21 protein-coding genes are annotated in these 25,946 nt (G+C 39.4%); 12 read left to right on the top strand and 9 right to left on the bottom strand.

Translation table 11 applies throughout. From position 1 onward, the window contains the following. The first annotated feature begins 47 nt into the window (after positions 1-47). The gene (locus DY109_RS03460; protein WP_023949236.1) at positions 48-842 is read left to right on the top strand and encodes a DUF815 domain-containing protein; all 795 of its coding nucleotides are present in this window, start codon (positions 48-50) and stop codon (positions 840-842) included. 267 nt (positions 843-1,109) lie between these two features. Here DY109_RS03460 and DY109_RS03455 read toward each other — a convergent pair whose 3' ends face one another. The 5 genes from DY109_RS03455 to hisS form a co-directional block, all read right to left on the bottom strand. Beyond that, positions 1,110-1,925, bottom strand: a complete 816-nt coding sequence (locus tag DY109_RS03455) for a mechanosensitive ion channel family protein (protein ID WP_023949239.1) — start codon at positions 1,923-1,925, stop codon at positions 1,110-1,112. A gap of 146 nt (positions 1,926-2,071) precedes the next feature. After that, positions 2,072-3,295 carry an amidohydrolase family protein gene (locus DY109_RS03450; protein ID WP_023949240.1) on the bottom strand — a complete coding sequence of 408 codons (1,224 nt, stop codon included), beginning with the start codon at positions 3,293-3,295 and terminating at the stop codon, positions 2,072-2,074. A gap of 29 nt (positions 3,296-3,324) precedes the next feature. Continuing rightward, entirely contained in the window at positions 3,325-4,035 is a 711-nt protein-coding gene (locus DY109_RS03445; RefSeq protein WP_023949241.1) for a cytochrome c biogenesis CcdA family protein, read from the bottom strand. A gap of 107 nt (positions 4,036-4,142) precedes the next feature. Then, positions 4,143-5,726 carry a CapA family protein gene (locus DY109_RS03440; protein WP_081714929.1) on the bottom strand — a complete coding sequence of 528 codons (1,584 nt, stop codon included), beginning with the start codon at positions 5,724-5,726 and terminating at the stop codon, positions 4,143-4,145. Between the two features lie 3 nt (positions 5,727-5,729). Next, complete coding sequence (hisS, locus tag DY109_RS03435) at positions 5,730-7,049, bottom strand: histidine--tRNA ligase (protein ID WP_034550218.1); 1,320 nt, start codon at positions 7,047-7,049, stop codon at positions 5,730-5,732. A gap of 212 nt (positions 7,050-7,261) precedes the next feature. Between hisS and DY109_RS03430 the strand changes: the two genes are divergently transcribed. Next, complete coding sequence (locus DY109_RS03430) at positions 7,262-7,852, top strand: flavin reductase family protein (protein WP_023949245.1); 591 nt, start codon at positions 7,262-7,264, stop codon at positions 7,850-7,852. Between the two features lie 252 nt (positions 7,853-8,104). Here the strand turns inward: DY109_RS03430 and DY109_RS03425 are convergent, their stop codons facing one another. The 3 genes from DY109_RS03425 to DY109_RS03415 all read right to left on the bottom strand — a co-directional run bounded on the left by DY109_RS03425 (position 8,105) and on the right by DY109_RS03415 (position 12,664). Beyond that, positions 8,105-10,540 (bottom strand): DNA methyltransferase, encoded by a 2,436-nt coding sequence (locus DY109_RS03425; protein ID WP_023949247.1) that lies wholly within the window; start codon positions 10,538-10,540, stop codon positions 8,105-8,107. 64 nt (positions 10,541-10,604) lie between these two features. Then, on the bottom strand, positions 10,605-12,041 hold the full coding sequence (gene glnA, locus DY109_RS03420; protein ID WP_023949248.1) for a type I glutamate--ammonia ligase: 1,437 nt from the start codon (positions 12,039-12,041) through the stop codon (positions 10,605-10,607). A gap of 410 nt (positions 12,042-12,451) precedes the next feature. Beyond that, positions 12,452-12,664, bottom strand: a complete 213-nt coding sequence (locus DY109_RS03415; protein WP_023949249.1) for a hypothetical protein — start codon at positions 12,662-12,664, stop codon at positions 12,452-12,454. Between the two features lie 178 nt (positions 12,665-12,842). On the opposite strand from DY109_RS03415, the gene thrC reads away from it, so the two are divergent. The 8 genes from thrC (at position 12,843) to DY109_RS03375 (ending at position 23,134) form a co-directional block, all read left to right on the top strand. Next, entirely contained in the window at positions 12,843-14,360 is a 1,518-nt protein-coding gene (gene thrC, locus DY109_RS03410) for a threonine synthase (protein WP_023949251.1), read from the top strand. Between the two features lie 44 nt (positions 14,361-14,404). After that, positions 14,405-15,145, top strand: coding sequence for a glycosyltransferase family 25 protein (locus DY109_RS03405; protein ID WP_023949252.1), 741 nt, complete (start codon positions 14,405-14,407; stop codon positions 15,143-15,145). Between the two features lie 87 nt (positions 15,146-15,232). Beyond that, entirely contained in the window at positions 15,233-15,901 is a 669-nt protein-coding gene (locus tag DY109_RS03400) for a response regulator transcription factor (RefSeq protein ID WP_023949253.1), read from the top strand. Further along, positions 15,901-17,130 carry an ATP-binding protein gene (locus DY109_RS03395; RefSeq protein WP_034550177.1) on the top strand — a complete coding sequence of 410 codons (1,230 nt, stop codon included), beginning with the start codon at positions 15,901-15,903 and terminating at the stop codon, positions 17,128-17,130. Before DY109_RS03400 ends, DY109_RS03395 begins: the two co-directional genes overlap by 1 nt. A 209-nt stretch (positions 17,131-17,339) precedes the next feature. Then, the gene (locus tag DY109_RS03390; RefSeq protein ID WP_023949260.1) at positions 17,340-18,776 is read left to right on the top strand and encodes a TolC family protein; all 1,437 of its coding nucleotides are present in this window, start codon (positions 17,340-17,342) and stop codon (positions 18,774-18,776) included. A 10-nt stretch (positions 18,777-18,786) separates the two neighbouring features. After that, positions 18,787-19,491: an efflux RND transporter periplasmic adaptor subunit gene (locus tag DY109_RS03385; RefSeq protein ID WP_023949262.1), complete on the top strand. Its 705-nt coding sequence runs from the start codon at positions 18,787-18,789 to the stop codon at positions 19,489-19,491. Between the two features lie 20 nt (positions 19,492-19,511). Further along, the gene (locus tag DY109_RS03380; RefSeq protein ID WP_023949264.1) at positions 19,512-22,583 is read left to right on the top strand and encodes an efflux RND transporter permease subunit; all 3,072 of its coding nucleotides are present in this window, start codon (positions 19,512-19,514) and stop codon (positions 22,581-22,583) included. Then, positions 22,580-23,134, top strand: a complete 555-nt coding sequence (locus tag DY109_RS03375; RefSeq protein ID WP_023949266.1) for an outer membrane beta-barrel protein — start codon at positions 22,580-22,582, stop codon at positions 23,132-23,134. The genes DY109_RS03380 and DY109_RS03375 overlap by 4 nt, the downstream gene beginning before the upstream one ends. Positions 23,135-23,141: 7 nt before the next feature. Here DY109_RS03375 and DY109_RS03370 read toward each other — a convergent pair whose 3' ends face one another. After that, positions 23,142-23,582 carry a hypothetical protein gene (locus DY109_RS03370; RefSeq protein WP_023949267.1) on the bottom strand — a complete coding sequence of 147 codons (441 nt, stop codon included), beginning with the start codon at positions 23,580-23,582 and terminating at the stop codon, positions 23,142-23,144. 84 nt (positions 23,583-23,666) lie between these two features. Between DY109_RS03370 and DY109_RS03365 the strand changes: the two genes are divergently transcribed. Then, positions 23,667-24,851: a type II secretion system F family protein gene (locus tag DY109_RS03365; protein ID WP_158413031.1), complete on the top strand. Its 1,185-nt coding sequence runs from the start codon at positions 23,667-23,669 to the stop codon at positions 24,849-24,851. Continuing rightward, positions 24,851-25,933, top strand: a complete 1,083-nt coding sequence (gene pdxA, locus DY109_RS03360; protein WP_244916630.1) for a 4-hydroxythreonine-4-phosphate dehydrogenase — start codon at positions 24,851-24,853, stop codon at positions 25,931-25,933. The genes DY109_RS03365 and pdxA overlap by 1 nt, the downstream gene beginning before the upstream one ends. Positions 25,934-25,946 lie beyond the last annotated feature (13 nt).

Here is a 25,946-nt window from a genome sequence, read left to right as displayed (position 1 = left end):
AAGTGATTGATGAAATATAAAGATTGCAGAGATTGTGGAGGTGGATTATGACAGAAGCATTAAATGAGTGTTTGCATATTGATTGTGCTACGCATTATGCGTGGGTTTTTCGCCGATTTGAGCAGCATTACTATATGCACCCAATTAGCGATTTTGATACGACTTGCCAGAGGCTTGTTGGCGTAGATGAGCAGATGCACGCGCTTGAGTCTAATACACAAGCGTTTTTGAGTGGAAAGCCCGCGCTCAATGCGCTATTGTGGGGAGCTAGAGGTTGTGGCAAAAGCTCTGTTGTCAAAGCAGTGATTTTGAAGCATTTATTTACATCGCCATTGCGCGTGATCGAGCTTGATACAAAAGACATTTTGATTCTGCCATTATTGCTTGATATGGTGCGCCAAAAGCGTGAGTATAAATTCATTATTTTTTGCGATGATTTGTCGTTTTATGCGGAGGAAAAGAGCTACAAAAGCATAAAATCCGTGCTTGAAGGCTCATTTGAAAAATGGGCAGATAATGTCTTAATTTACGCGACTTCAAATATTCGCAGAATCTTAGAAGACCAAAGCACTGATCTCTCACCCCAGCATTCCATAGCTCATGAGACGCTCTCTTTTAGCGATAGATTTGGATTGCAGATTGGGTTTTATGATCTAGGCACTGATGAATACCTCGCGATAGTTGCTAGTTTTTTGAGCGATATTTCTTCACATCTAAGCCTTGATGCGCTCCTAGAGCCAGAGAATCCAATCCGACTTCAAGCCCTTGCGTTTGCCACACAAGTGGGTAATAGAAGTGCGCGCACGGCGAGGGATTTTGTGGCTAGATTCTATTTTACATGAGAGCTAAATCCTCTTTTTATGTTCTTTTGTGTTTTTATAGAATCTAAAATCTAAAAGTGGATTCTATGGGGATAAAAGAGCATAAAGAAATCCTCTATTTTTAGGCAGATTTTAGGGTTGTGTAGAAATTTTAGACAAGCAAAAACACAAAAAGTGCAACATAAAAGTTCATCGCAGGCTAAAAATTCAAACTTCCTGAAACATGACTTCTCAAGCAAAACCCTAAAGTTGCATAGCAAAAAATAGAGGATTTAGCTCTCATGGAAATTAAATTCTAGAATCTACCCTCACTTCAAGCACACTTACTTCAAACAACCCCTTTTTATATAGCTCAGCATTGATCTTCTCGATTATTTCGCTTTTTGTATCAAACACACTTTGCGTCTTTGAGATCCACGCGCGGATACATAGCACGACTTTTTGTGTATCAAAATCTATCACGCCTACAAATGCTTTGGGTGATTTTTTGATTGTGGTATGTGTCTGAAGCACTTTTTGGATAATTTCTTTGATATGTGCGGCATTGTGATTGTTGGCGATTTGGATTTGGATTTCTATGCGTTGGTTTGGGTTTTTGCTTTGATTAATGATATTTGAATTGGCGATATTTTTATTTGGCAAAATCACGACTTTTCCATCGCCTGTAAGCAGGGTTGTATTAAAAATATTGATAGATTCTACTTTGCCACTAATCGCGCCTATCTCGATATTATCACCCTTGATAAATGGACGCAGCACAATCAGCAAAATCCCGCTTGCAATCGATGAGAGAGAATCTTTGAGTGCGAGAGCTATCGCCACGCCTGCTGCGCCAAGCACGGCAAGTATGGAGGTTGTCTGCACACCGATATTGCTAAGCGTCATAATCACGCCAATAATCATCACACAAACAAACACCACTTGATGGACAAAATTTGCCAAAGTCTCATCATAGCGTTGCAGGATTTTATGGAGCTTTTTTGATGCAAAAAGCGCACAATAATAGCTCACAACCAAAATCACAAGCACCTTTAATCCAATTAATCCAACCTGCTTCAAAGTCGGCAAGCTTTGCTCCAAAAACGCTAGAATCTTTGCGCTCATTTTCTCCCTTTTCTCTACTTTTATTATTTATTTTCTGCCTTTTGGCTTTTGTTTGTCTTTTGTCGTATCTTTTAGCCTCGCTTTTGTTCTTACTCCCCTCTCATTGCTCTTGCTTTTTGCTCTCTTATCTAAGTTTTTAGTTTTAGCTAAAGCGGATTGTTTGGATTGATAGATACGCCATTGAGAAAAATACCTGTGATTTGACTTTGGAGTGTTTGATTATCATAAGGATTAAACGCGTCTTTGACAAATGTATGAGAATCTAAATCCACAATAATTAAATCCGCGTCCCTGCCTTCGCTTATCTCGCCTTTATTAAGACCAAAAAGCTTAGCTTGCGCATACGAGGTGAGATAGCTAAAGCGAGAAAGATCAATGATTTTTGGCTTGACCAAAAATTCATACCCCAAAGCAAAATAAAACGCAAAAGCATTGATTCCAAAGCTTGCGTTTTCAAATACTTGATCTTTTGCGGATTTGTAAGTATCACTTTGCAAACTTGTTAGCATATCAATGGAGCTATTGAGATTCTGGATAAGAAATGCCCTTGTGTCCTCATCTTTGAGTGGTGGAAAAAGCTTAAATCTCGTATCATAATCGCTGCAATGCTTATGTGTAAATAAAAGATGATGGATTGGGGTTTGGGTGATGAGCTTTGCGCCCATTTTTTTAAACTCCTCAATAATGCAAAATGACTGCCTCTCTGTAATCGCATCAAATACAAGCTCTATCCGACTAAATCGCGCTAATTCGCTAAAAGTCGCTACTTCTATTGTCTGCGCGATCCCTAGCACTCCGGGAAGCCCCAACTCAAAACTTAGCTCACTCTCATCAATCACGCCATCGCTTAGGCTAAGATCTTGAGGCGAGGCGATGAGCGGAATCTCAAGCATAGAGGCGTATTGAGAGATTTTATAGAGTGTGTAATTATCCATTTCTCTACGCACGACAATCGCGCGCGCACCATTTGAGACAAGCGTAGAGAGCGTATTTAGGGCATTGTCTTTGATTGGCGAAACGCAGGGTATAAATTGTATATTTGAGGTGGAATTAAAGCTATGGATAAATTCAATCATCGCTTCAGAATCTATTTTGGGCGTTGTATCAGGACGCAAAATAATCGTGCCTATCCCGCCACTTAGGGCTTTTTGCCCGAGTGTTTGGAGGGTTTTAAGTGAGAGGGTTTTGTTTTTGGGGTATGCCATATCAATGAGCGCAGGCAAGATGACTTTATGATGACAATCATATATTTCTTCGTTGTTATGTGGTGCTAAATGCGTCTGAATCTCTGTGATTATGCCATTTTGGATTCTGATGTCTGCTTTTTTGTGCTGTTTGTGATCGCAAATTGTGCCATTTTGTAATAGCATAGCCTCTCCTTAAGTCTGGATAGTTTGGATTATGATGATAAATTCAGTGCATCAAGGCTTCCACACGCTATGAGCACACCTATAATGATAAGCAAAATCCCAGAGATAATCTCAATAACTCGCATATATTTTCTAAATCTCCCAAGCACTTCAAGCCCGCGCTCCAAAACAAAAGAGAGGATAAGAAATGGCAATGCTAACCCAAATGTATAAAGCCCTAGCAAAAAAGAGCCATATTGCGCGTTGGCTCCGCCAGCTAGCACGATCGCTCCAAATACAGGTCCCGTGCAAGGCGTCCAGCCCAGAGCAAAACTCATACCAAGCACAAATGGTGCAATACATTTAAATGCCTTCCATTCAAAGTCAAATCGCTTTGTAGTATAGAGCCATTTAAGCCTAAAAACTCCCAAAAAATGCAATCCAAACACAATCACCACGCCTCCGCAAATATACTGCACAATGGGTGAACGCACAAGATGTATCACACTTTGAAGTGCCATACCCACCACCATAAATACCATGCTAAACCCAAGCACAAATGCCAATGATTTTGCAAAAATAATCGAGCGATTGAGTTTGCCATTTTTGAGCTCATCAAGTGTCGCACCAGAAATATAAGACATATACGCAGGAATCAAAGGCAGGATACAAGGCGAGAGAAAAGAGAGGATTCCAGCCAAAAATGAGGCGATAAGTGGGGCTTTGAAAAACAGCTCAAGCAGGGTTGTATCTATTTGCATTGTGTCTCTTTTATTGGGGTATAGAATTGTAGCTTAGTTTTGATAATCTCTCTATAAAATCTAATCTATGAGCTAAAGGGCTTGAAAGAAAGTAGTAACTTATAGAGTTATCTCTTTTGATTGAGCGATTGTGAGTATTCCTCAAGTCGTCTAAAAATCCTTGTAAATCCGCTTGAATCCTCCTCATACACCATTGGCACGTAATCATTATATGCTGATGTAGAAGAGATACTCACAGGCACGATATTGTGGATTAGCACAAATTGATCAAATACATCAATGCGCGGTTGAGAAGTGATAAACCTCCCTTGTAAATAAATCTCTTTGAAGCATTTGCTTTTTGCTTCTTGTGCGAGGCTTTCTGCTTCATTTTCTCTTTCATTTTCTGCTGATTTTGCTACATCTGATTCTGCTGCCTCGGATTCTGCCACATCTTTTTTGGCTTTATGTATCATATCTGTTTTATCTATTGTATCTGTCGTATTGCTTGTTGTGTTGTTTGGCTTATTTGCTTGATGTGTTTGATTAGGATTTTGCATTGGCTGAAGATATGTGGCGATTTCTTTGGCTTGCTGCTCTGCTTCTTTGGCGGAGGCAAATTCTAAAAACAATGTCTGATAAATCATAGAATCTTTATCTTTAGGGTTTTTCGCGCCTCCATAGATAAAATTCCCCAAACTATAAATGATTTTTTTGCCCTTGTAAGTTTCTATGCCTTGCAAGACATGCGGGTGATGTCCTATCACCATATCCGCACCAGAATCTATGCTAAAGTGTGCTAACTCTCTTTGCGTGGCATTTGGATAATATTTGCGCTCCTCGCCCCAATGAAATGTAAAAATAACAATATCTGCTCCTTGATCGCGCAGGGCTTTTATCTCTTTTTTGACTTGCGATTTTATGCCAAGATTCCACCCTCTGTGTCCAGCAAGCCCAAATTTTATGCCATTTGCTTCATAAATATGCAAAATCCCCTCGCCAAATACAGCCAAATCTGCCTGCTGCAAATGCTCTATCGTATCAAGAAATCCCTGCCTGCCATAATCCCTTGAATGATTATTAGCAATATTGAGTGCTTGGATATGTGCGGACTTTAGAATCTGCGTGAAAATAGATTGCCCCTTAAATGAAAATGGCTTATCAAAGGCGTTTTTGAGATTTTTATCGCTCAGCACGCCTTCCATATTGCCAATACTCAAATCATCATTTTCAAGCACAGAGACAATGCCTTTTGTGAAGTAGTCATAATCCCCGCCTACTTCTTTAAATTTCGCATTAAAAGTCGCCCCGCTTGCGCCTTTATAATCCCCCAAAACAATATCGCCCACAAAGCTAAGCTTTGCTTTATGCAGAGTGATTGCCTCACATTGTGTCTGACCAGATTCTGTGATGATGATTTGATTGTCATTAATTTGCATATCTTCTTGCGTGAGTGTATCTTGAGAAGTGGGCGTATCGTGCATAATTGGCTCGGTGCTTTGGGTATTGTGTCTGCTAGATTCTAGCGCAGAATCTACATAAGAATCCATACTAGAATCCATACTAGAATTCACGCTAGAATCTACACCAGAATCTATTTTCGCACAGCCTGCAATACTCAAAGTAGCTACCCAAACCACACACAAACAGCATAATACGCAGTCAAAAGCCCGCCAAAATGCCCTCTGAAATGCCATCGATACAAATCCCATACGCTATACTTCTACGATTTCTAATGTTTTGAGTAAGCTTAGGCTTTCAAATTGAATGCCTGTTGTCATATTTTTGAGCGTCATTGTATGGGTTTCAAATTCGCTCTCACCGATGATAAGGCAATATTCATGTCCTTTGTTGTCCGCATAAGAGAGTTGTTTTTTGAGTTTTGCGGCTTGAGGATAGACTTCTGTGTAGATTCCGCTCGATCGGAGCGATTGAGCGATTTTGTGCGCATAAGGAAAAAACCGCTTCTCCATACACACCACAAGCACGCGCGCACTTGTTGATCGCCCCTCCAAAATCCCTAGCTCCCCTAAAGCTACCAATAACCTATCAAGCCCGATACTTGCGCCCACACCGCTTAATCGCTCATTTGAAAAAGTCCGAGTAAGATTATCATATCGCCCGCCAGAGCATACGCTTCCTAGAGTTTTGAGGCGATTGAGCGTTGTCTCATACACGATTCCAGTATAATAGCCAAGCCCGCGCGCAATAGAGAAATTCACACGATACACTGATTTATCCATTTCCAAATCCTTGAGAATCTCAAACATCTCTTCAAGCTCGCTTATGCCAATATCTAGCTCTTGATTCCATTTTTTCATATATGCGATAGATTTAAAAAACTCATCGCTTGCTTCGACTTGCTTAATGCTAATAGCTTCAAGCAGAGCGGTGATGATGTGCTTTTGAAGCCCTAAGGTTTCGCTAAGCTCATCACCAACTGCTTGAGCACCTATTTTGTCGATTTTATCGATGATTCGCAGCACATTTTGAATCGCTTTTTGCTCGATTATCCCAAAGTGATTGCAAATACCATTCAAAATACTTCGGTGATTAACCCAAATGGTGAATTCTTCTATGCCGAGTTTGGCTAAAGAAGTATAAATCACTTGGATAATCTCTGCATCACAGGCAATGCTATCGCTTCCGATAAAGTCAAAATCACATTGTGTAAATTCTCTATATCGTCCCTTTTGTGCGCGCTCACCACGAAATACATTACCCACAGCAAACCGCTTAAATGGCAAATCAAGCTCATTTTTGTATTGTGTGATAAATCGAGCAAGCGGGACGGTCTGATCAAATCGTAGCACCACATCTCTGCCTCCATGATCTTTGAAGCGATAAAGCTCTTTTTGGATCTCCTCACTTCCTTGTTTGATAAGAATATCTGCGTATTCAAGATGTGGGGTTTCAATAGGCACAAATCCAAAACTCTCAAACACCCCGATAAGACATTCAATGAGTTTTTCCTTTGCCATTGCTTCTTTGGGTAATCTATCTCTAAAGCCACTCAAAGTGCGCGGAACAATCAAGCTATCTTCTGCCATTTTATACTCCAAAATAAAAAATTATGTGATATTACAACAAAGTTGCTAAAATTAAAAAGATAAAGACCAAAGAATCCAAGCAAGAGAATCTAAATGCTAAACCATTATCTCTATTACCCATATTGTTTTGACATATTGCCTGCCTCTTCAAAGCAAGCTATAAATGCCACACACACTTTGCTTCAAAAGGCACATTTATGATTTTAGATTTTGCTTCTCAAAGCACACTTGTCAAATACCGACTCCTTAATAACACACTCACTCCGCGCCCAATCACTCTTGCTGTCAGCGTCAATGCAAATGGAGTTATTAATATCGCGCCATTTAGTTTTTTGGGCGTAGTAAGCTCAAATCCCATTGTTTTCTCACTCTGCCTTAGCCCCAAATCCGATGGCATGCCAAAAGATACCTTTCAAAACGCCATCTCTACCAAAAAGCTCACACTCAATCTCCCAAATCAAGACTTTGTAGAATGTATCCAAAAAACCTCACAAGAGCTAGAATCTAACCTCAGCGAAGCAAGTGTATTTCATATCCCCATAGAGGCTCTGTATCCATCATATCCGCCGATTCTCAAAGGCATAGATACGGCGTATTTTTGCGATTTGCTTGAGGTGCTTGAGTTTGGAACTTACGATAAAACCCTGCTTTTGCAAGCCAAAGCCTGCTATATTGATGATGAAATATACACTCAAGATCTTAGCTTCACGCCTTGGCATTTAGGGCGGGTCGGAAAGTTTTTTGTCTGCAAAAATCAAGTGATAGAATCTAGCCATAATAAAAAATAAATATAAAAATCGTAAATTTGGCAAATTAGGCAAACTGGGCAAACTCTAGGTAAGTAGGATATTAGCAAACAAGAAGCAAAAGCAGAGCGATATAGGCAATAGGGCAAATATAGATAATATCAAGCAGATTTAGCGGGGTTTTTAGATTCTGTGGATTTGGACTTTAGATTAATGCTAGATTCTGTTTAGGATTCTATGATGTGAGATTTTGGAGATATGGATTTTTGGGACTCTAATACTAGAATTCTTGTATTATTCATCAAACAAACTCCTTTCTTCGCCTTTCTCTTTTAAGCGCCATTCGCCACTTTCTTTGTCTCCTATTGCGATTTGCTGCAATATCTTATAAATGCTTTCTTTGCTGGGGCTTACTCCATTTTTGAGTAAAGGGATAATTTCCAAACAAATATCATCAAAAGTTGCTTTTTTGCCTTGCCTTTTGGCCTTATTAAGATATGAGATAAGAAAATATCTTGTTCTTGTTTCAAGCGGAATTTTATGGCTTTTAAATTTCTGCCCTTGTTTGATATGATATTTTTTGCTTTCTTCATCATAGTCAAAGTTAGTTTCTATTATGGGGTCTAAGCTTGCAAAATCATTGCCAATATCAGTTAAAAAGCCAAGCTCCATTCCACGAATTTGTATCTCATCATAAATTTCCTCAATCGTTGCCCCATCATATTGCACGATGATAGCCTCTATATTATTAAGCACCAAATCATGCACATCATCGCCAAAATCAACCTTCATTCTAGCTTTTGGGCTCTGCACTTTTTTGAAATACACAATGAGTTGTCCTCTTAGCACTTTGAGTGGCATTTGTCTCTTTTTAAAAGAGCTTTGTCCATTGCTCTGCCTCACGCTACCCACATATTCAAAGCCTATTCTTTCAGCTTCTTGCACCAAAGTTTCCCAAAGTGTTGAATTTTTGCTTTGAAATACAAAGGCAAGCCAGCGATTAGGTTTTAGCACTCTATACATTTGCTTTAGGCTTTCACTCATTAGGCTTATGTATTCGTCCTTGCTTTTTTCTAAGCTTCCTTTTTCGATACATTCTAGTTCTTTTAAGCTCTCATCTACGGGTAAATCAAGCCACGCATTCCACAGAGTGCTTAAATCCAAATAAGGAATCTTGCCTTCATAAGGCGGATCAGTATAGATAAAGTCAATACTTTGCGTTTCGATTTCTTTTAGCTTTGTCGCATCAGCTTGAAAGAATTTTTCTCCATTGGTTTTCTCAAGGATAGAATCTATCCGCTCCAAATCTCCTCTATTCTCAAGCATAGCACCGCTAAAGTCTTTAATCACTCGGTTAATAGGCGTAAAATAGCTTTCATAAAAATTTCCACCTTTTTCATTTTCTAGCTCGGCTTTACCTTTAAAAACTCGTCGAGTTTTATCTTTGAAGGTTTCCGCGGTATCTAAAAATGTTGGTTCTTTTGCAATTCTATATCGATAATATCTAAAAGCAGACGAATCTCCGCCACCACCTCCTGACTTATGAAAAGTTAAGTTGATAGACTTTAAAGTGTTATAAAACGCCAACAAAAGCGAATATCTTAAGCTTCTCTTATAGATTCTATACTCTTTAGTTCCGCTTGGTGTGGTTTTTTTAAAGATTAGCTTGCGTAAAATAGCAAGCTCTGCAAGCTGCATAGGCGAAAAAAGCCCAAGCACAGAATCTACATCACTACCTTTTGGCAACATTTCATCTTTTGGAATCCACAGCGTAGAATCTTGCTCTTTTTGGCTTGCAATCTCTCCAAATTCCTCGCTTATAGCATTTGGGTAATATTTTGCTGTCTTTAGAATTTTTTTTGCTTCTTTTTCATCTTTTGGGCGCAGAGTTTCAAATTCGGCTAAAATCTCCTCGCTCGCTTCATGAAATTGACTTAGATTAAGCTTTGAAGTTAGGGCTTTTGTCATAAAGATACTGAGAGGATTCAAATCTGTGTGGATTCCTATCCTGCCGTTTATCATCGCTTCTATTGCTGTTACTCCACTTCCACCAAAAGGATCTAACACAACATCGCCTTCATCGCTAAAATTACAGATATGTTGAGCGACTATATCCCAACTCTGCCTTGTAAAATATGCCGTGCAGCCAAAATATCTTTGTTTGTTTTGTTTTTTAGGATTAAGTATAGCTTGTGGTAGCTCTCTGCTGAGATACCATTCATCACTTTTTTTTGGTTTTTTGCTATTTTTGCCTATTGTTTGTTTTAAAGATTCTAGTGGCGTTGTTAAGTATTGCTTTAAAAGCGCAAATTTAGAATCTAACTCATTTTGCAAATCAATACTTAAAAGCAACTCTTGTGTAGCTGTCTGAAAAAGGGTAAATTCTAAACCATTACATAGCGCATAAAAAGGGGCTTTTATATCTTTATTAATCGCATAATAAAAAACCTGTCTTTCACTATCGCTTTGAGAAGCTATATTTTTATCAGGGGCTTTTGCATCTAGCGCACAATGTGCTTTAGAATCAAGATAAAGCATATAATCACAATGCAGGGTGCTAGCCTTTATCTTTGTATTTGAGCCTAGAATTGTGTCGCTTTTTAGTGGCACTTCATGCTTTATGGACTTCTCGCCCTCTTGGCTAAACCCAAGCGCATATAAAAGTGGCGTAAGCACAAATTCTCGCACATTGGCTTCGTTTGCAATTGCCGAAAAATTAATCTCTAGCATAGCTTCCTCATTGTGTTGTTATAAGGCCTGTCTCTAGCTTCGGCTAGAGACAATGAAACAGAATCTAGCAACTATAAGTTGTAATAAACTCAAATGGATGCGGGCGTCCTTCCCATGGCCAGATCTCTGTCTCAAACTTATACTGCTTGTAGGTTTGGATAAACTCCTCGCTAAAGACCTTGCCTTCTTTCAAATAATCCTTATCTACGAGCATTTCCTCTATCGCGTGGCGCAGTGTGTGTGGTAGCTGCTTAATGCCCTTCTCGCGGATCTCATCAAGGGTAAGCTCAAAGAGATTCACTTCCATTGGCTTGCCCGGATTTATTTTATTTTTAATCCCATCAAGCCCAGCCATAAGCATTGAGGCAAACGCAAGGTAAGGATTGCTTGAGCTATCGGGGAATCTAAATTCCATTCTCTTAGCCTTTTCGCCGCTATTATAAGGCACGCGGATACTTGCAGAGCGGTTTTGCGCAGAATATGTAAGAATGCTTGGTGCTTCAAAGCCCGGAATAAGGCGCTTATAGGAGTTTGTGCTAGGATTTGTAAAGGCTGCAAGCGCGCGCGCATGTTTTAGCACGCCACCTAGATAATGCAGTGCCATCTCACTTAGTCCCTCATACGCATCGCCAGCAAAGAGATTTTTACCATTTTTCCAAATGCTTGTATGCACATGCATTCCGCTGCCATTATCGCTATAAAGCGGCTTTGGCATAAATGTCGCGCTCTTGCCATTAAGATGAGCGACCATCTTCACCACATATTTGAGCTTTTGCACATTATCTGCAGCCTCTAGCATATTGCCAAACTTTACGCCAATCTCACCTTGCCCTTGAGCGACTTCATGATGCACGACAAAGGTTTCTAAGCCCACTTGGTTTAGCACCTTTACCATCTCAGCGCGCAAGTCCATCATAGAATCTACCGGAGGCACGGGGAAGTAGCCACCCTTTGTGCCGGGGCGATGCCCGATATTCACGCCTTCAAACTCCCTGTCGCGATTCCATTCACCCTCTTCTGTGTCAATCTCGTAGTATTGGCAATTTACAGAATCTTTCACCTTGATAGAATCAAACACAAAAAATTCATTCTCAGGACCGAAATACGCCACATCGCCGATTCCGCTCTCTTGCAAATGCTTCATCGCGCGCTTTACAATCGAGCGCGGGCATTTCTCATAAGGCTCGTTTTTGTAGATATCCCACACATCGCAAAACACCACTGCTGTGGTATCTGCAGTGAATGGATCGATAAAGTAGCGCACAGGATCGGGGATTAGCACCATGTCGGATTTATTGACAGGCTGCCATGCAGGGATTGAGCTACCATCAAATGGAATACCTTCAAAGCTCCCCTCATCAATTGAGCTTGCAGAAAACGCCAAATGATGCCACACGCCCTTAATGTCTGTGAATCGAAAGTCGATAAACTCCACTTCATTTGCTTTGCAAAACTCAAAAAACTTTGCCACTGCTTGTTTGTCAATTTGAACCTTATTCATTGTTATTCCTTCCATATTCCTTGTAGTTTGCGGATAGATAGCATTTAATATAGCTTTGCTTATGAGATTCTCTCCAAGATTATCTTAAGCTTATCTATTTAAAATGCGTAGAGATTATAATTATTTATGACTTAAAGCAATGTTAGAAATGTTAGATTTGTTAAGATTTAAAGGATTTTTGATAATTTTTTAGACAAAAATTTTAATGCACTTGAGATTTACAGGCAAAAACTTTGCAATCAAATGTTTTTAAATATTTATATTTGACTTGATATGCTTAGAATCTAATCCTAAAGCCCTAAGAGACTTCAATCTAGATTCTATAAATCCTCCAAAATCCAAGCGAGAATAAATAAGAATAAATTAAGAATAAGTGAGAATCTAGCCAGATTAAACCCTCATCAAACCATCTAATACCCCTCGCACTCCTCGATAAAATATCCCTTTTCATCGCATTTGATTGCAAAATTTTTGCCTGTTTTTAGCTCGATGAGATAGCATTGCTCAAGTGTCTCAACCTGTGCGCGCTCGATTGGGATTTGGCGGATTCTGCTTTGCACTTCGGATAGATCTTCACACAATGCCGGAAAGCCAAACATCACTAATTTGTATTCAAATTCCACGACTTCTCCTTGATATATTTTAGATACAATTACGGGCACTATAACCAAAAAATTGCAATATTTGCTACAATTGCTCTCGCCAAATTTGGAAAACTTTTGAAAAAGAGTTATGATGAGTTTTTGAGGACTTTTAGCAGAATCCAAACCAAAATCTAACTAAAAATGTAAGGAAATAACAATGCTTCCTTTTGTATCGACAAGAAATGCAAGTGCCAAACAAAGTGATTTTATACACGCAATCCTTTATCCGCAAGCCCCAGATAATGGGCTTTGGACACTTCAACACCTACCGCATATAGATTGGAGTGCGTATTTGGATTTAGGCTATGATGAGCTTTGCAAGGCAGTATTTGAGAATCTACACATTATGCCACCTCAGTCTTTAGCAAACTCCCATACTAACTCTTATGCCAACGCGAACACTTTTGCAGACGCACTCACACATGCGCTCAAGCTGTATAAACGCTTTGATGATCCTACAAATCCAGCACCCTTGCATAAGCTTGGCAATGCGTATTTTTTGGAGCTTTATCATGGACCAACGCGCGCTTTTAAAGATATGGCATTAAGCCCATTTGGAGCGATTTTTGCCTCTGTGGCTAAGGATCAAAATAAGCAATTCCTTATCCTCACTGCCACGAGCGGTGATACAGGACCAGCGACTCTTGAGAGCTTTGCTAATCAGCCAAATATTAAAGTTGTCTGCCTCTACCCAAAAGGTGGCACAAGCGAAGTGCAGGCATTGCAAATGATTACAAATCCAGCGCAAAATATCAAAGTATTTGGCATTGATGGAAACTTTGATGATGCGCAAAGCGCGCTCAAAAATCTTCTCAATGATAAGGAGTTTTTGCAGAATCTAGATTCTCATAATTTTTCGCTCTCTGTGGCAAATTCCGTAAATTTCGGGCGCATAGCATTTCAGATTGTGTATCACATTTGGGGATATTTGCAACTCGTAAAAAATGGCTCTATCAAGTATGGCGAAAAGATTTATAGTGTGATTCCAAGTGGTAATTTTGGCAATGCTTTGGGCGCGTTTTTTGCCAAAAAAACAGGGCTTCCAATTGAAAAAATCATCATCGCAAGCAATAAAAATAATATCCTTACAGAATTTATCCAAAGCGGAATCTATGATATTTCTACGCGAACTTTGCAAAAAACGCTCTCGCCTGCTATGGATATTCTCAAAAGCTCAAATGTCGAGCGCATTTTGTTTGCGTTATTTGGCGATGTGCGCACAAAAGAATTACTAAACTCCTTGCAGCAACAAAGCAAATATGTCCTCACCAAAGATGAGCTCGCATTGCTTCAGCAGGATTTTTTGGCGTGGTGGTGTGATGATTGTCGCACACAATCCATAATCAAAAGCACATTTGCCAAAGGCTACATCATCGATCCGCACACTGCGATCGCCTATGGCGCGTATCAAGAGCTTTGTGCTAACTCAAATAACCCAAAAGCATTGATCGCCTCAACGGCAGAATGGAGTAAATTTGCCCCAAGTGTCGCAGAATCTATCTCTGATAAAAAGCTAAATGACACGCAAGCGATTGCCAAAATGTGTGAAAATGGCGCAAAAATCTCTCCTGCTATCATGGCATTGTTTGACAAGCCAATCATTCACAAACAAGTCATACATTCTAGCGAGATAAAACATGAGATTTTACGCTGGATTCAAAGCGATAAAAAGTAAAAGCAATACAAAAAATATAAGCTAGAATCCAAAAAGGCTAAACAATGTTTCATATTTTTATCATCTCACTTCAAAACTCGCCAAGAAGGGCATTTATGCAGGAGCAATGCACGCATTTAGATAGAGGTATATGTCAGGTGCATTTTTTTGATGCGATAGATTTTCGGACAAATGCATACCCTGCGCTAAACTCCAAAATCAAGCCACTATGGAATAGAATCTATTGGGGAAGAGAGCTAAGCATAAGTGAGCTTGGGTGCTTTGGGTCGCATTATAGTTTGTGGGAGAAATGTATTGAGCTCAATGCCCCAATCATAGTGCTTGAAGATGATGTGAAATTAGAGTCATTTTTTATGCAAGGCTTGCAAGAAATAGATCAAAGTGGCTTTGAGTATGTGCGGCTTATGGGGCTTTTTGATGTCAAAATAGAACCAATAAAGACAAAATCCGCAGAATCCAAACTCGCAGAATCCACCACCAAGACGCAACATTTTTTCAAAACAACCGATCAAATCGCAGGAACACAAGGCTATTATCTCACGCCAAATGCTGCCAAAAAATTTATCGCCAAACTCCATAGCTTCTGTATGCCTGTTGATGATTATATGGATTGTTTTTTTATACATAAGGTTGGAAATATCCTCTATAAGCCCTATCTCATCGCACCAGCAGAGCTAGAATCCACAATTTCTGGGCGTATCAAACAGCCTTTTTCTGTGTTTAAAATAACGCGCGAGTGCTTTCGATTATGGCGCAAACTTAGGCGATTGCTTCATTGCTTATAAGCAAATCAGAATCTATGGCAACTAAACGCATAAAATAAGCTACAATACTCACTTACAATCTATCAAACTCTACCAAAAGGATAAGCAATGGTAAAGCTACTTTTAATCGAAGATGATTTGGAAATGCAAGGACTCATCAAAGTATATCTTGAGCAAGCGAAATTTGAGGTTGTAACCACGCATTCACCGACTCAAGCACTTGAGATTCTCAAAGATCAAAAAAATCGCATTGATTTGATTATCCTTGATCTTGGATTACCTGAAATGGACGGCTTAGAGCTTTGCAAAAAAATCCGACAACTCACTAAAATCCCTATCATCATCTCAAGCGCGCGTGGTGATATTTACAACAAAATCCAAGGCTTTGACAAAGGTGCTGATGATTACCTTGCAAAGCCGTATGAGCCTGTTGAGCTTATCGCAAGGCTTGAGGCAATGCTACGCAGACTCAAGCCCAAAGAAACAACTTTTGATAATCTTGTCATCAATACCCAAAAACGAGAAGTGTATCTTGATAATGCACTTGTGGATTTGACAAATGCAGAGTTTGATATACTCGCGCTTTTGATAGAAAACCGCCTCCACCCGATTTCGCGAGAAGCGATCGCAAACACAATTTCAGCCATTCATGATGATAGCTCACTGCGAAGTATTGATACACATATGCATAATCTCCGCATAAAGCTTAATGATAACGCCAAAGAGCCGAAGTTTTTGCAATCTGTCTGGGGCATAGGATATAAATTTTGTCTCTAATGCCTTTTAAAAGCCTGCAAGCAAAGGTTGTTTTTTTATTTTGTTTGGCGATCTGTTTTGCGACTTTTTTTTCGTATCAAGTCGATAAAATCATGCGTAAAAATGAGATTATCCACTCCAAATCCGAAATCATCTATCTTGTCCGCACGATTACGCCAAATATCATCATTAATCATTTTGTCTCTGTGAAATTTGCAATCGATCAATTTGGGTTTGAGCGCATTTCAGCCCTTCCAAAAGGCTATGAGATTCTGTATGAAAACAACGAAAACTCCCAAAACGCGCCTCATATATTGATTTTTAATACCCAAGATTCCATTGGATTTCAAATCACGCACAAAACATACTCAATCATCGCGCAACGACCGATTGAATATGGCTTTATCGGAAGGGGGCAATTATGGTTTTTTCTAGGATTTTTTATCTCTGTGATTATTGCGCTAGGGCTGATTGTTTTGCGACTCTTGTATCCGCTTAGGCAGATCCAAAATGCTATCAAAAACTTTTCACAGCACGCCAATCAAGCTATTTATCTGCATATCAAGCGCGATGATGAGATTGGCGATTTGGCACAATCATTTAACGCAATGAGCCAAAAAGTCTCAAATGTGCTTTTGACAAAGCAGCTTTTGTTGCGTAGTATCGGGCATGAGCTCAAAACCCCGCTTGCAAAAATGAAGCTTTTTGTCGAGGTAGAAAAACAAAACGGCAACCCTTCAGCATCAAAATTTTTGGACTTTGTAAATGATTTGCAGCAACTCATTGATAATCTCTTAGAATACGGAAGGCTAAGTAGCGACAAAACAAAGCTTAATCTCCAAACTTTCTCCGCTGAAACACTCGCACTCAAAGCCCTTGAATCCTTTGATAAATCTCAAGATAAGATTCTGCTTGACTTTAAGGATAATTTCTCGATTCAAGGTGATTTGAGGCTTCTTAGCATTGCGTTTAAAAACCTCATAGACAACGCGCTCAAATACAATCAAGCAGATTCTATTACAATCACAATCGCGCAACACAGAATCTGCGTCATTTCAGAATCTCCACCGCTTAATCGCGCATTTTCGTTTTATCTTGAGCCATTTGTCCGCGATGCTAATCACGAAACAATGCCCGGACATGGGCTTGGACTGCCAATTGTCAATGACATTTTGAATCTGCATCATTTTTGCCTTGAGTATGAATATAAAGACGGGAAACATTATTTTTCTATGATTTTTAAAAATTAGAATCTAAATCCTAGCTTTTAAGCGATTTTGCAGGAGTTTGGATTCTATGGAAATTACATTCCAGAATCTAAAAAACATAGTTGTATATACAATTTATTTACTTTTTATGCTACAATTCTGCCTTATAAATTGACAAATAAGGTCTTTTTAGTTTTACTTTTTGTCGCAATTTATCGCAATACACAATTTATCGCAATGTAGGAGATTTTATGAGGTTTTTTACTATTTGGCTTGTCATAGGGCTTGCAACGTTACATTCGCTTTATGCGCTATCACGAGAGGAGCCACTACGAGATAATCCACAAAATACAATACAAAATACCCAAACTCCCTCACAATTTGACCTTCAAGAGACATCACAAGATCTCATTTCTCAAATTGAAGAGCTTACAAAAGATTCAAAAAATAAAGTTGGTTTAAAAGAATTACTCAATGCTGCGCAAAACAATTATTCTTTGCAAGCAAAAATGCTTGAAGTCCAAGCCAATAAGAAAAATGTATTTGTCGCAAAAGCAAGCTTTTTGCCACGATTTGATGTGGATTATTCGTATCAATACAATTACAAAGCGTTAAATGGCATATCAATGACGCCGGGTGTGGATATTATGTCTTTTGGACAGCATGGAAATTATCAAGCGCAAGCTGCAAATGCAAAATTTTCGCTTGATTTGTTTAGTGGATTTAGCACGCTCAATCTCATCAAAGAGCGACAAGCCACGCACCGCTCCTCAATAGCAGACGCAGAATACACAAAACAGCAGATTTATCTTCAAGTGATTCAGCAGTATTATAGTTTTTTTAACAATCTTTCACAGCTTTTATCGCTCAAGCGCAAATACGAAGAAGTGCTATCGGATTTAAAGCGCGTTGAAAAACTCTATAATGCCGGACTTTCTACAATCGATGATCTTGAATCACTCAAATCCCAAGCTGCAAATTCCCAATATCAAATCGCTGATATGAAGCTAAGCGTAGAGGAAAATATCCTTATGCTCAAATACCTTACAAATTTAGAATTTGACGGGCTTACACGCGAAGAGCTTTTGACCCCAGCAATAAAAACTGACATAGAAAGACAAGATATAGTCGCACTCAAAGAACAGGTAAAATCTCTCTCTTATCAAAACAAACAATATAATTATTATCCGACAATAACACTTTCTGATACTTACACATATCAGATCCAAAAGCCCGGCTACGCAAGCGGTGGCGGATTTTATGCGATTATGTTTCCAACACATACAAATGTCATAAGCGTAACAGCGACATTGAAGATATTTGATGATATAGGCTTAAGCCTTCAAAAACAATATATGAAAATCAATCAACTCGCGCAAGAAAAGCAACTCGCCTATAAACAATCAGAAAAAACAAAAGATGAAGCCCTCTATCGCAAACGGCTTGAAGTCGCACAAAGCCAAATCCAATCCGCAGAAGCAAGCTTGAAATCCGCGGTTATTTCATTTGAAAATATCCACAAAAAATACACAAATCAGCTTGTCAATTTCACGGATTATTTGCGAGCATTAAGCACAAGGTATGACGCTGAAGCAACATATAATCAAAGCTTGAATAATTATGAATTACAAAAAGCAAATTATATTTTTTATAGCGGTCAGCAAATCCAAGACTACATAAAACAATAAAGGAGACACGATGAAAAAATTTTTAATAGGACTTTTGACTTTGGGTATGGTAGAGATCGCGTGGAGCGATGATGTTTATGCGATTTTTAATATCAAAGCGGTGCAGGATTCTAGCCTCGCGATAGATTCTACTGGGATCATTGATAAAATCTTTGTTGATGTTGATAGCGTAGTCAAAAAAGGCGATCAATTACTTGTGATTTACAATAAAGACAAAGAAGCGCAGTTTCAGGCGATCAAAGAGCAATATCTCTTCGCCAAAAAACAATATGAGCGATACAATAAAAGTGGTGATGTCGTCGATAAAAACACACTTGATCAATACCACTCAAACTACAAAAAGCTAGAGGCTGATTATAATTATTATCAATCGTTACTTGACAAAACGATTTTGCGCGCGCCATTTAATGGAGTCATTGCCGAGAAAAAAGTCGAGCTAGGAGATGGTGTGAATGCCAATAATACGACATTGTTTCGACTTGTGAGTGAGAATAAAAAAATCGTTTTACAATTTGATTCTAAATATCTTAGCAAAGTCCAAGTGGGCAATTTGTATGAATTCTCCATTGATGGAGCAGGCACCAAAAAAACAGCCACAATCACCAAAATCTATCCAACCATTGATGAAAGCACAAGAAAAGTAACCGCAGAAGCCGCCGTTGAAAGCTCTTTGAAGCCCGGATTATTTGGCGATGGCTACATCAAAACAAAATAGGATTCTCTTAAGGATAAAAAATGTATAAATTTGCAATTAATCGCCCCATAACAACCCTTATGTTTTCTTTGGGGATCATCTTTTTTGGGGTTCTAGGACTCAAAAAACTTCCCACCGCATTGTTTCCAAACATTGACTTTCCAATCATTCTTGTTAGCACAACTTATCCGGGAGCAAGCCCGCTTACTATTGAAAGTAAAGTGACTGACAAAATCGAAGAAAAGGTGCTAGGAATTGATGGGCTAAAAAATGTAACCTCAATGAGTGTGCGTAATGTCAGCCTTGTCATCGTGCAGTTTCAGCTTGAAAAGCCAATGGATCAGGCTGTAAGCGATGTCATCAATAAAGTCTCTGGTGTAACATTTACTGATCCAAATATCTACAAACCCTCTATCGATAAGTTTGATACAAACGGACAGGCTATTATTTCGCTTTTCTTAAGTAGCGATACGATTCCAGAATCTGAGCTTATGAAGCATTCAGAAAACATTGTCAAGCCACTTTTACAAAAAATCTCAGGCGTAGGAAATGTCCAGCTTAATGGCTATCGAGAGCGACAAATCAGAATCTATCCCGATCCGACTTTGATGAATAAATATGGCATCACATATAACCAAATCTCAAATATGCTAGGACAGGAAAATACCGAGATTGATGGCGGTAGAATCGTCAATAGCACGCAGGTTTTTTGGATAACCACTGACGCAAACTCAAAGAGCCTCAAAGATACCGCTGATATTCAGCTCACTTCAAATATCCGCTTAGGCGATATTGCTGTGATTGAAGATGGACTTGAAGAATACAAAACCTTTGCGTCTTTTGATAATGAGCCGGGTGTGATTTTTGAGGTGCAAAAAATCGCCGGAGCAAATGATATAACTATCGCTGATGGCGTGTATGAAGCTCTGCCAACGATCAAAGCTGTAAGCCCGGGATATAATGTGCGTACATTTTTGGATACGACTGATTATATCCGAGAATCCTTGCATGATATTGAGTTTGACTTGATTCTAGGCGGAATCTTGGCTGTGTCGATTGTGTTTGTGTTTTTACGCAATGTAACCATTACGCTTGTCTCAGCGATTTCGATTCCGATTTCTGTGCTAGGGACTTTTGCGCTCGTGCAGATGATGGGCTATACGCTCAATATGCTTACGATGATGGCGATTACGCTTTCGATTGGGATTATCATCGATGATGCGATTGTCGTGATAGAAAATATCCATAAAAAGCTTGAAGCTGGGCTTGGCAAGCGAGAAGCAGCGTATGAAGGCGTGCGTGAGATTGCGTTTGCGATTTTTGCGATTTCTGCGATGCTATTGTCTGTGTTTATTCCTGTGGGAAATATGACAGGAATCATTGGTAAATTTTTTCAAAGTTTTGGGATTACAGTTGCTCTTGCGATTGGCGTTTCATATATCGTGGTGATGACGGTTATTCCTATGGTGAGCTCACTTATTGTCAATCCTAAGCAATCAAGATTCTACCATTGGAGTGAGCCGTTTTTTCAAAAGCTACAAACTGCGTATGCAAAAACGCTCACTGTCGTGCTCAATCAAAAAATAATCGTCTCGATTCTTGTATTTGGCGTATTTATCGGCTCCGTTTTTGTGCTTGGCAGAATCGGAATGGAATTTATGCTTCAAGAGGATCGCTCTCAAGCGTATTTTTGGGTGCAAACACAGCCCGGAATTAGCATTTATGAAATGCGTAAAAAAACCGAAGTCTTGCAAAGTGCGATCAAAGCAGATCCTAGCGTGGATTATGTTTCCATGCAAGTTGCCTATGGCAAAACCCAAAACACAAATAAATCCAAAATCTATGTAAAGCTCAAAGAAAGAAAGGATCGCAATATCGGGCAGTTTGAATGGATGAAAGAAATGACAAAAAAGCTTTATGCTATTCCAGAATCTAAAGGCTTAGTCATCATTCCTGCTGAAGTGCCACTCATTGGTGGTGGGGATAATTCAGCACTTCAAGTCTATATCTACTCACCACAACAAGAGCTTGTCGATGAAAGCATGGCAAACTTAAAGCATTTTTTGCTTGAGGGCACACTAAAAGGCAAGGTTACGGATTATCACACTTCTGTATCTGATATGCAGCCTGAATACCGCTTAAATATTTTGCGCCAAAACGCTAATCAATACGGAATTACCGCGCAAGATATAGGAAATGCCATTAGTGCTGCATTTTCTGGTGAGACACAAGTCGCCTACTACAAAGAAGTCGGCAAAGAATACAAAATCACACTCCGCGTGCCTGATGACAAAAGAATCTCTGTTGATGACATCAAAAAAATCCAAATCAAAAACAAAAATGGCGATATGATGTTTATTGACGGGCTTATTGAAATCGAGCAAACACAAACCCCATCAACCATCAACCGCTACAACAGACAACGAAGCGTTACGATTTATGCAAATCCTGACAAATCAGGCGGTATGGCACTTGATCAGATTCTGCGCACAATCGAAGAAAACAAATCACAATGGCTTGTCGAGGGTGCAGGATATACATTCTCCGGAGAGGCTGATAACCTCACAGAAACGCAAGAAGCCTTCGGAATCGCAGTGGCAACGGCATTTGTGCTGATATATTTAATCTTAGCGGCATTGTATGAGTCAATCCTTGAGCCAATCATCATTATGGTAACCATGCCTCTAAGCTTCTCTGGGGCGTTTTTTGGGCTTGGGCTAGCAGGGCAGCCACTTAGTATGTTCTCGCTTATGGGGCTGATATTATTGATAGGAATGGTCGGCAAAAACGCGACCTTGCTTATTGATGTGGCAAATGAAAAACGTGAAGAAGGGTTTAGTATATCAGAGGCGATTTTACTTGCTGGGGAGCTACGATTGCGCCCTATTTTGATGACAACCATTGCTATGGTGTTTGGAATGCTTCCTTTAGCCATAGCCACAGGGCAAGGTTCAGCGATGAAGTCAGCTATCGGAATTTGTATGATCGGCGGGCTTATTGTGTCGATGTTTTTGAGTTTGCTTATCGTGCCTATTTTTTATAGATTCTTAGCTCCTATTGATGATCGCATCAAGAGATTTTATAGAGTAGCAAAAAGCGAGCGACTCTCTTGAGGGTAGCTCTTTGTAGTCTTTGTTTTGCGTTATTTTGGAGCAATCCCCTATGCGCCCAATCGCATATTTTTGCAGGTGGTGGATTTGGAATCGCTATGCATGAGACGCCAACTGAACTCAAAGGCGCGTTTGATTATATTGTCCGTGCTGGGTATGAATATAGTATGCCTAAATTTTTTAGCAGTGTGCGGGGGTATTTGGATTATGCGATGAGTATCCGCCCTGTCGGACTTGAGACAGCTACGACCTCACAGCTTGCGCTAAATGCAGATATTGTCGTGCTTTTTTCTATCATAGAGCATTTTAAACTCGGTGGATTTTTGGGGGTTGGGCTAGGCTATAATGAACACTCTAAGGTAGCGATGACTTCATCTGATGATCCGCCATCTTTGCAAAGTTTTCACACGCTTTTAAATTTTGGATTCTCAAGTTTGATTATGCAAAATCACCGCATTGAGCTAGGATTAAAGATTCCCACATACACGCTACAATACCCTTCTTCAGTTTATACGGATTGGTATTCGTTTGTGCTATATGATTATATGTTTTAGCCCCAAATCAAACAAAATTTCCGCTAAGCGCAAAATTTATCACAATTACAGCTAAGATACAAATCACAAGGGCGATATGATGATAATATTGCCTGAATGGATCAGGCTTTTTAAGCACAAGGACAAAATACAAAGAAAATGGCGTAAGAATAAAAAGGCTTGCGACAAGGGCGATTTTTATCCAGAGCATTTTTTGAAATGTGTTTTGCAAAAACCCTAAATCCCCGCCCAAATAATAGCTCCCTAGATAGATTCCACTACTTATAAGCAACAAGAATCCAATCCCCATAATAAGCGCGCTTGATTGAAGCATTTGTAGTTTTAGCTCTCTAAATTCTTGAGGCGAGCGAGTTTTTTTAAGTGTAGAAAGGATAAAAACATCATACACCAAATATCCAATAACAACACACGCGCTTAAAATATGTATCGTTTTTGCTATAAAATACATAACTTACCTTTGTAATTTGCTAAGATAATGCTTGCAATTATGCCAAAAAACAGAAGTGATTTTCTACTCAAAGGAAAAAGAATTGTGAGATTTATTATCACAGGTATCCAAAACGCCAAACAGATCCAAATCAAACTCAATGCCAAATCTTTCGCACAAGCCCAAACAAAAGCCAAACTTCTTGGCATAGCCATTACACATATCAAAGAAGACTTTAGCACCTATCTTAAATCCCCAAAACCCATTGAACTTGCTCAAGATCTGCGTCAATTCTCAATTATGCTAGAATCTGCACTTCCGATAAATGACATCTTAGAGAGCCTCAAAATCGCAAGCGCAAATGCGTATCTACGCAAAATGTATGGCGAGATTTTAGATTCTATTCATCAAGGCAAAAGCCTTAGCACAGCGTTGATGCCATTTGCCAAAATCTTTACGCCAATGGGTATGGCACTGATTGATTGTGGGGTGCAAAGCGGTAAATTAGCGCAGATTCTTTGTGTTTTGAGTGATTATTTTGAGTCAAGTGCGAGTTTGAGGGCAAAATTTTTTAAGGCATTGTTTTATCCGATTTTTATCATTGTAAGCGTAATTGCAGCATTTGTATTGATCGCGTGGTTTGTGATTCCACAATTTATAGAGCTTTTTAGTTCATTTGATGTCGCCTTGCCTCTAAGCACACAAAGCCTTATATTTATTTCAGATGTGGTTGTGGATTATGGTTTGATAATGTTGTTTAGTGTGATTGTATGTGGTGGCGTTATTGTGTGGAGTTATATCAAAAGAGGCTTTGCGTATAAGACATTGCATACACTCGCTTTGTATATGCCTCTTGTTTCGCAGTTGGTTATGTATAAAGATTTTTGGGCGTATTTTACTTCGTTTGCTTATCTGTATGAATCAGGAATTGATTTTGACATTACACTACGCACAGCCGCACAAAGTATCTCAAATCCTATCTTACACAAAGAAATCGCCAAAATCCAATCCTCCATACAGCAAGGTGTGCCTTTAGATTCTGCGTTTGATGAGATTGATTTTTTTGATCTTAATATCAAAAACTTTATCTCCACAGCCCAAAAAGGTGGCAATCTCGATCAAATGCTTACACTTTGCGCAAAGCATTATTATGTAGCCTATCAGCACCTTATGGATAAGATTCTAGCCCTCACAGAGCCGATGGCTACGATTCTTATGGCAGTTGTGGTGGCATGGCTTGCGTTTGGTATATTTTTGCCTATTTGGGAGCTTGGAGGTATGAGTTTGTGATGAAAAAATCAAATTTACGCGGTATGCATTCACGCAAAAAACCCCACACAAAGCCTCATGTCGCTATCTCCATAGGCGATATTAATGGCGTTGGGGCAGAAATTGCATTAAGGGAGCATAGCTTTATCAAAACATTGTGTGAGCCTTTGTATTGCGTCCATAAAGAGCTTATGCAAAATGCCGCGCAACTGCTTGGTGTTGCATTCCCAAATGATATGGTATTTGCCCCACCAAAAGCCAAAATCCCGACAATCCACATCGCCAAAATCTCAAAAAAAAGTGGTGCATATAGTTTTGAGAGTTTTATCACGGGGCTTGATTTGCTTGATAGCGCGCAAGCTCAAGCAATCATTACTCTACCCATACACAAAGCCGCTTGGAAAAAAGCAGGCATTGATTTTGTCGGGCACACAGAAGTGCTCTCTGCTCGCTATGACAAAAAAGCCATAATGGCACTTGGCAATCAAAAAATGCTTGTTGGGCTTTTTAGCGATCATATTCCGCTCAAAAAAGTAAGCCAAAAAATCACAGCAAGTGCTTATGAAAAATTTTTACTGCTACTTTTTCAGAGCTTGCAGTGTGAAAAAGCTTTAGTGCTTGGGTTTAATCCGCATTGTGGAGATAATGGCGCAATTGGCGGCAAAGAAGATAGCGTGATCAAAAAAGCCATTCAAAAAGTCAATGCTCGCCTCACACAAGAAGCCCAAAAACAAAAAATCCAAAAAACAAACGCACAAAAAACACGCGCCAAAACAGCACAAGAAATATTTGTCGGTCCATATCCGCCAGATACTGCTTTTATACCGCATTTACGGAATGAGTTTAAGGTATTTGTCGCGCCATATCATGACATTGGGCTTGCTACACTCAAAGCACTTTATTTTGATTCTAGTATTAATATCAGCCTCAATCTTCCAATTATTCGCACATCAGTCGATCATGGGGTTGCGTATGATTTGGCATATAAAGGCATTTGCAATACCCAAAGCTACAAAAATGCAGTGTGTATGGCTTTAGAGCTTATACAAAAGCAAGCCAAAAATAAGGCGACAAAAAGCAATTCCAAAAAAGAAAAAAAATAGACACAAAAAAGGC

This window comes from Helicobacter fennelliae (assembly GCF_900451005.1).
Taxonomy (GTDB): domain Bacteria; phylum Campylobacterota; class Campylobacteria; order Campylobacterales; family Helicobacteraceae; genus Helicobacter_B; species Helicobacter_B fennelliae.
Note: the sequence above shows the minus strand (reverse complement) of the source record. Positions and strands in the feature narration are given on the sequence as shown.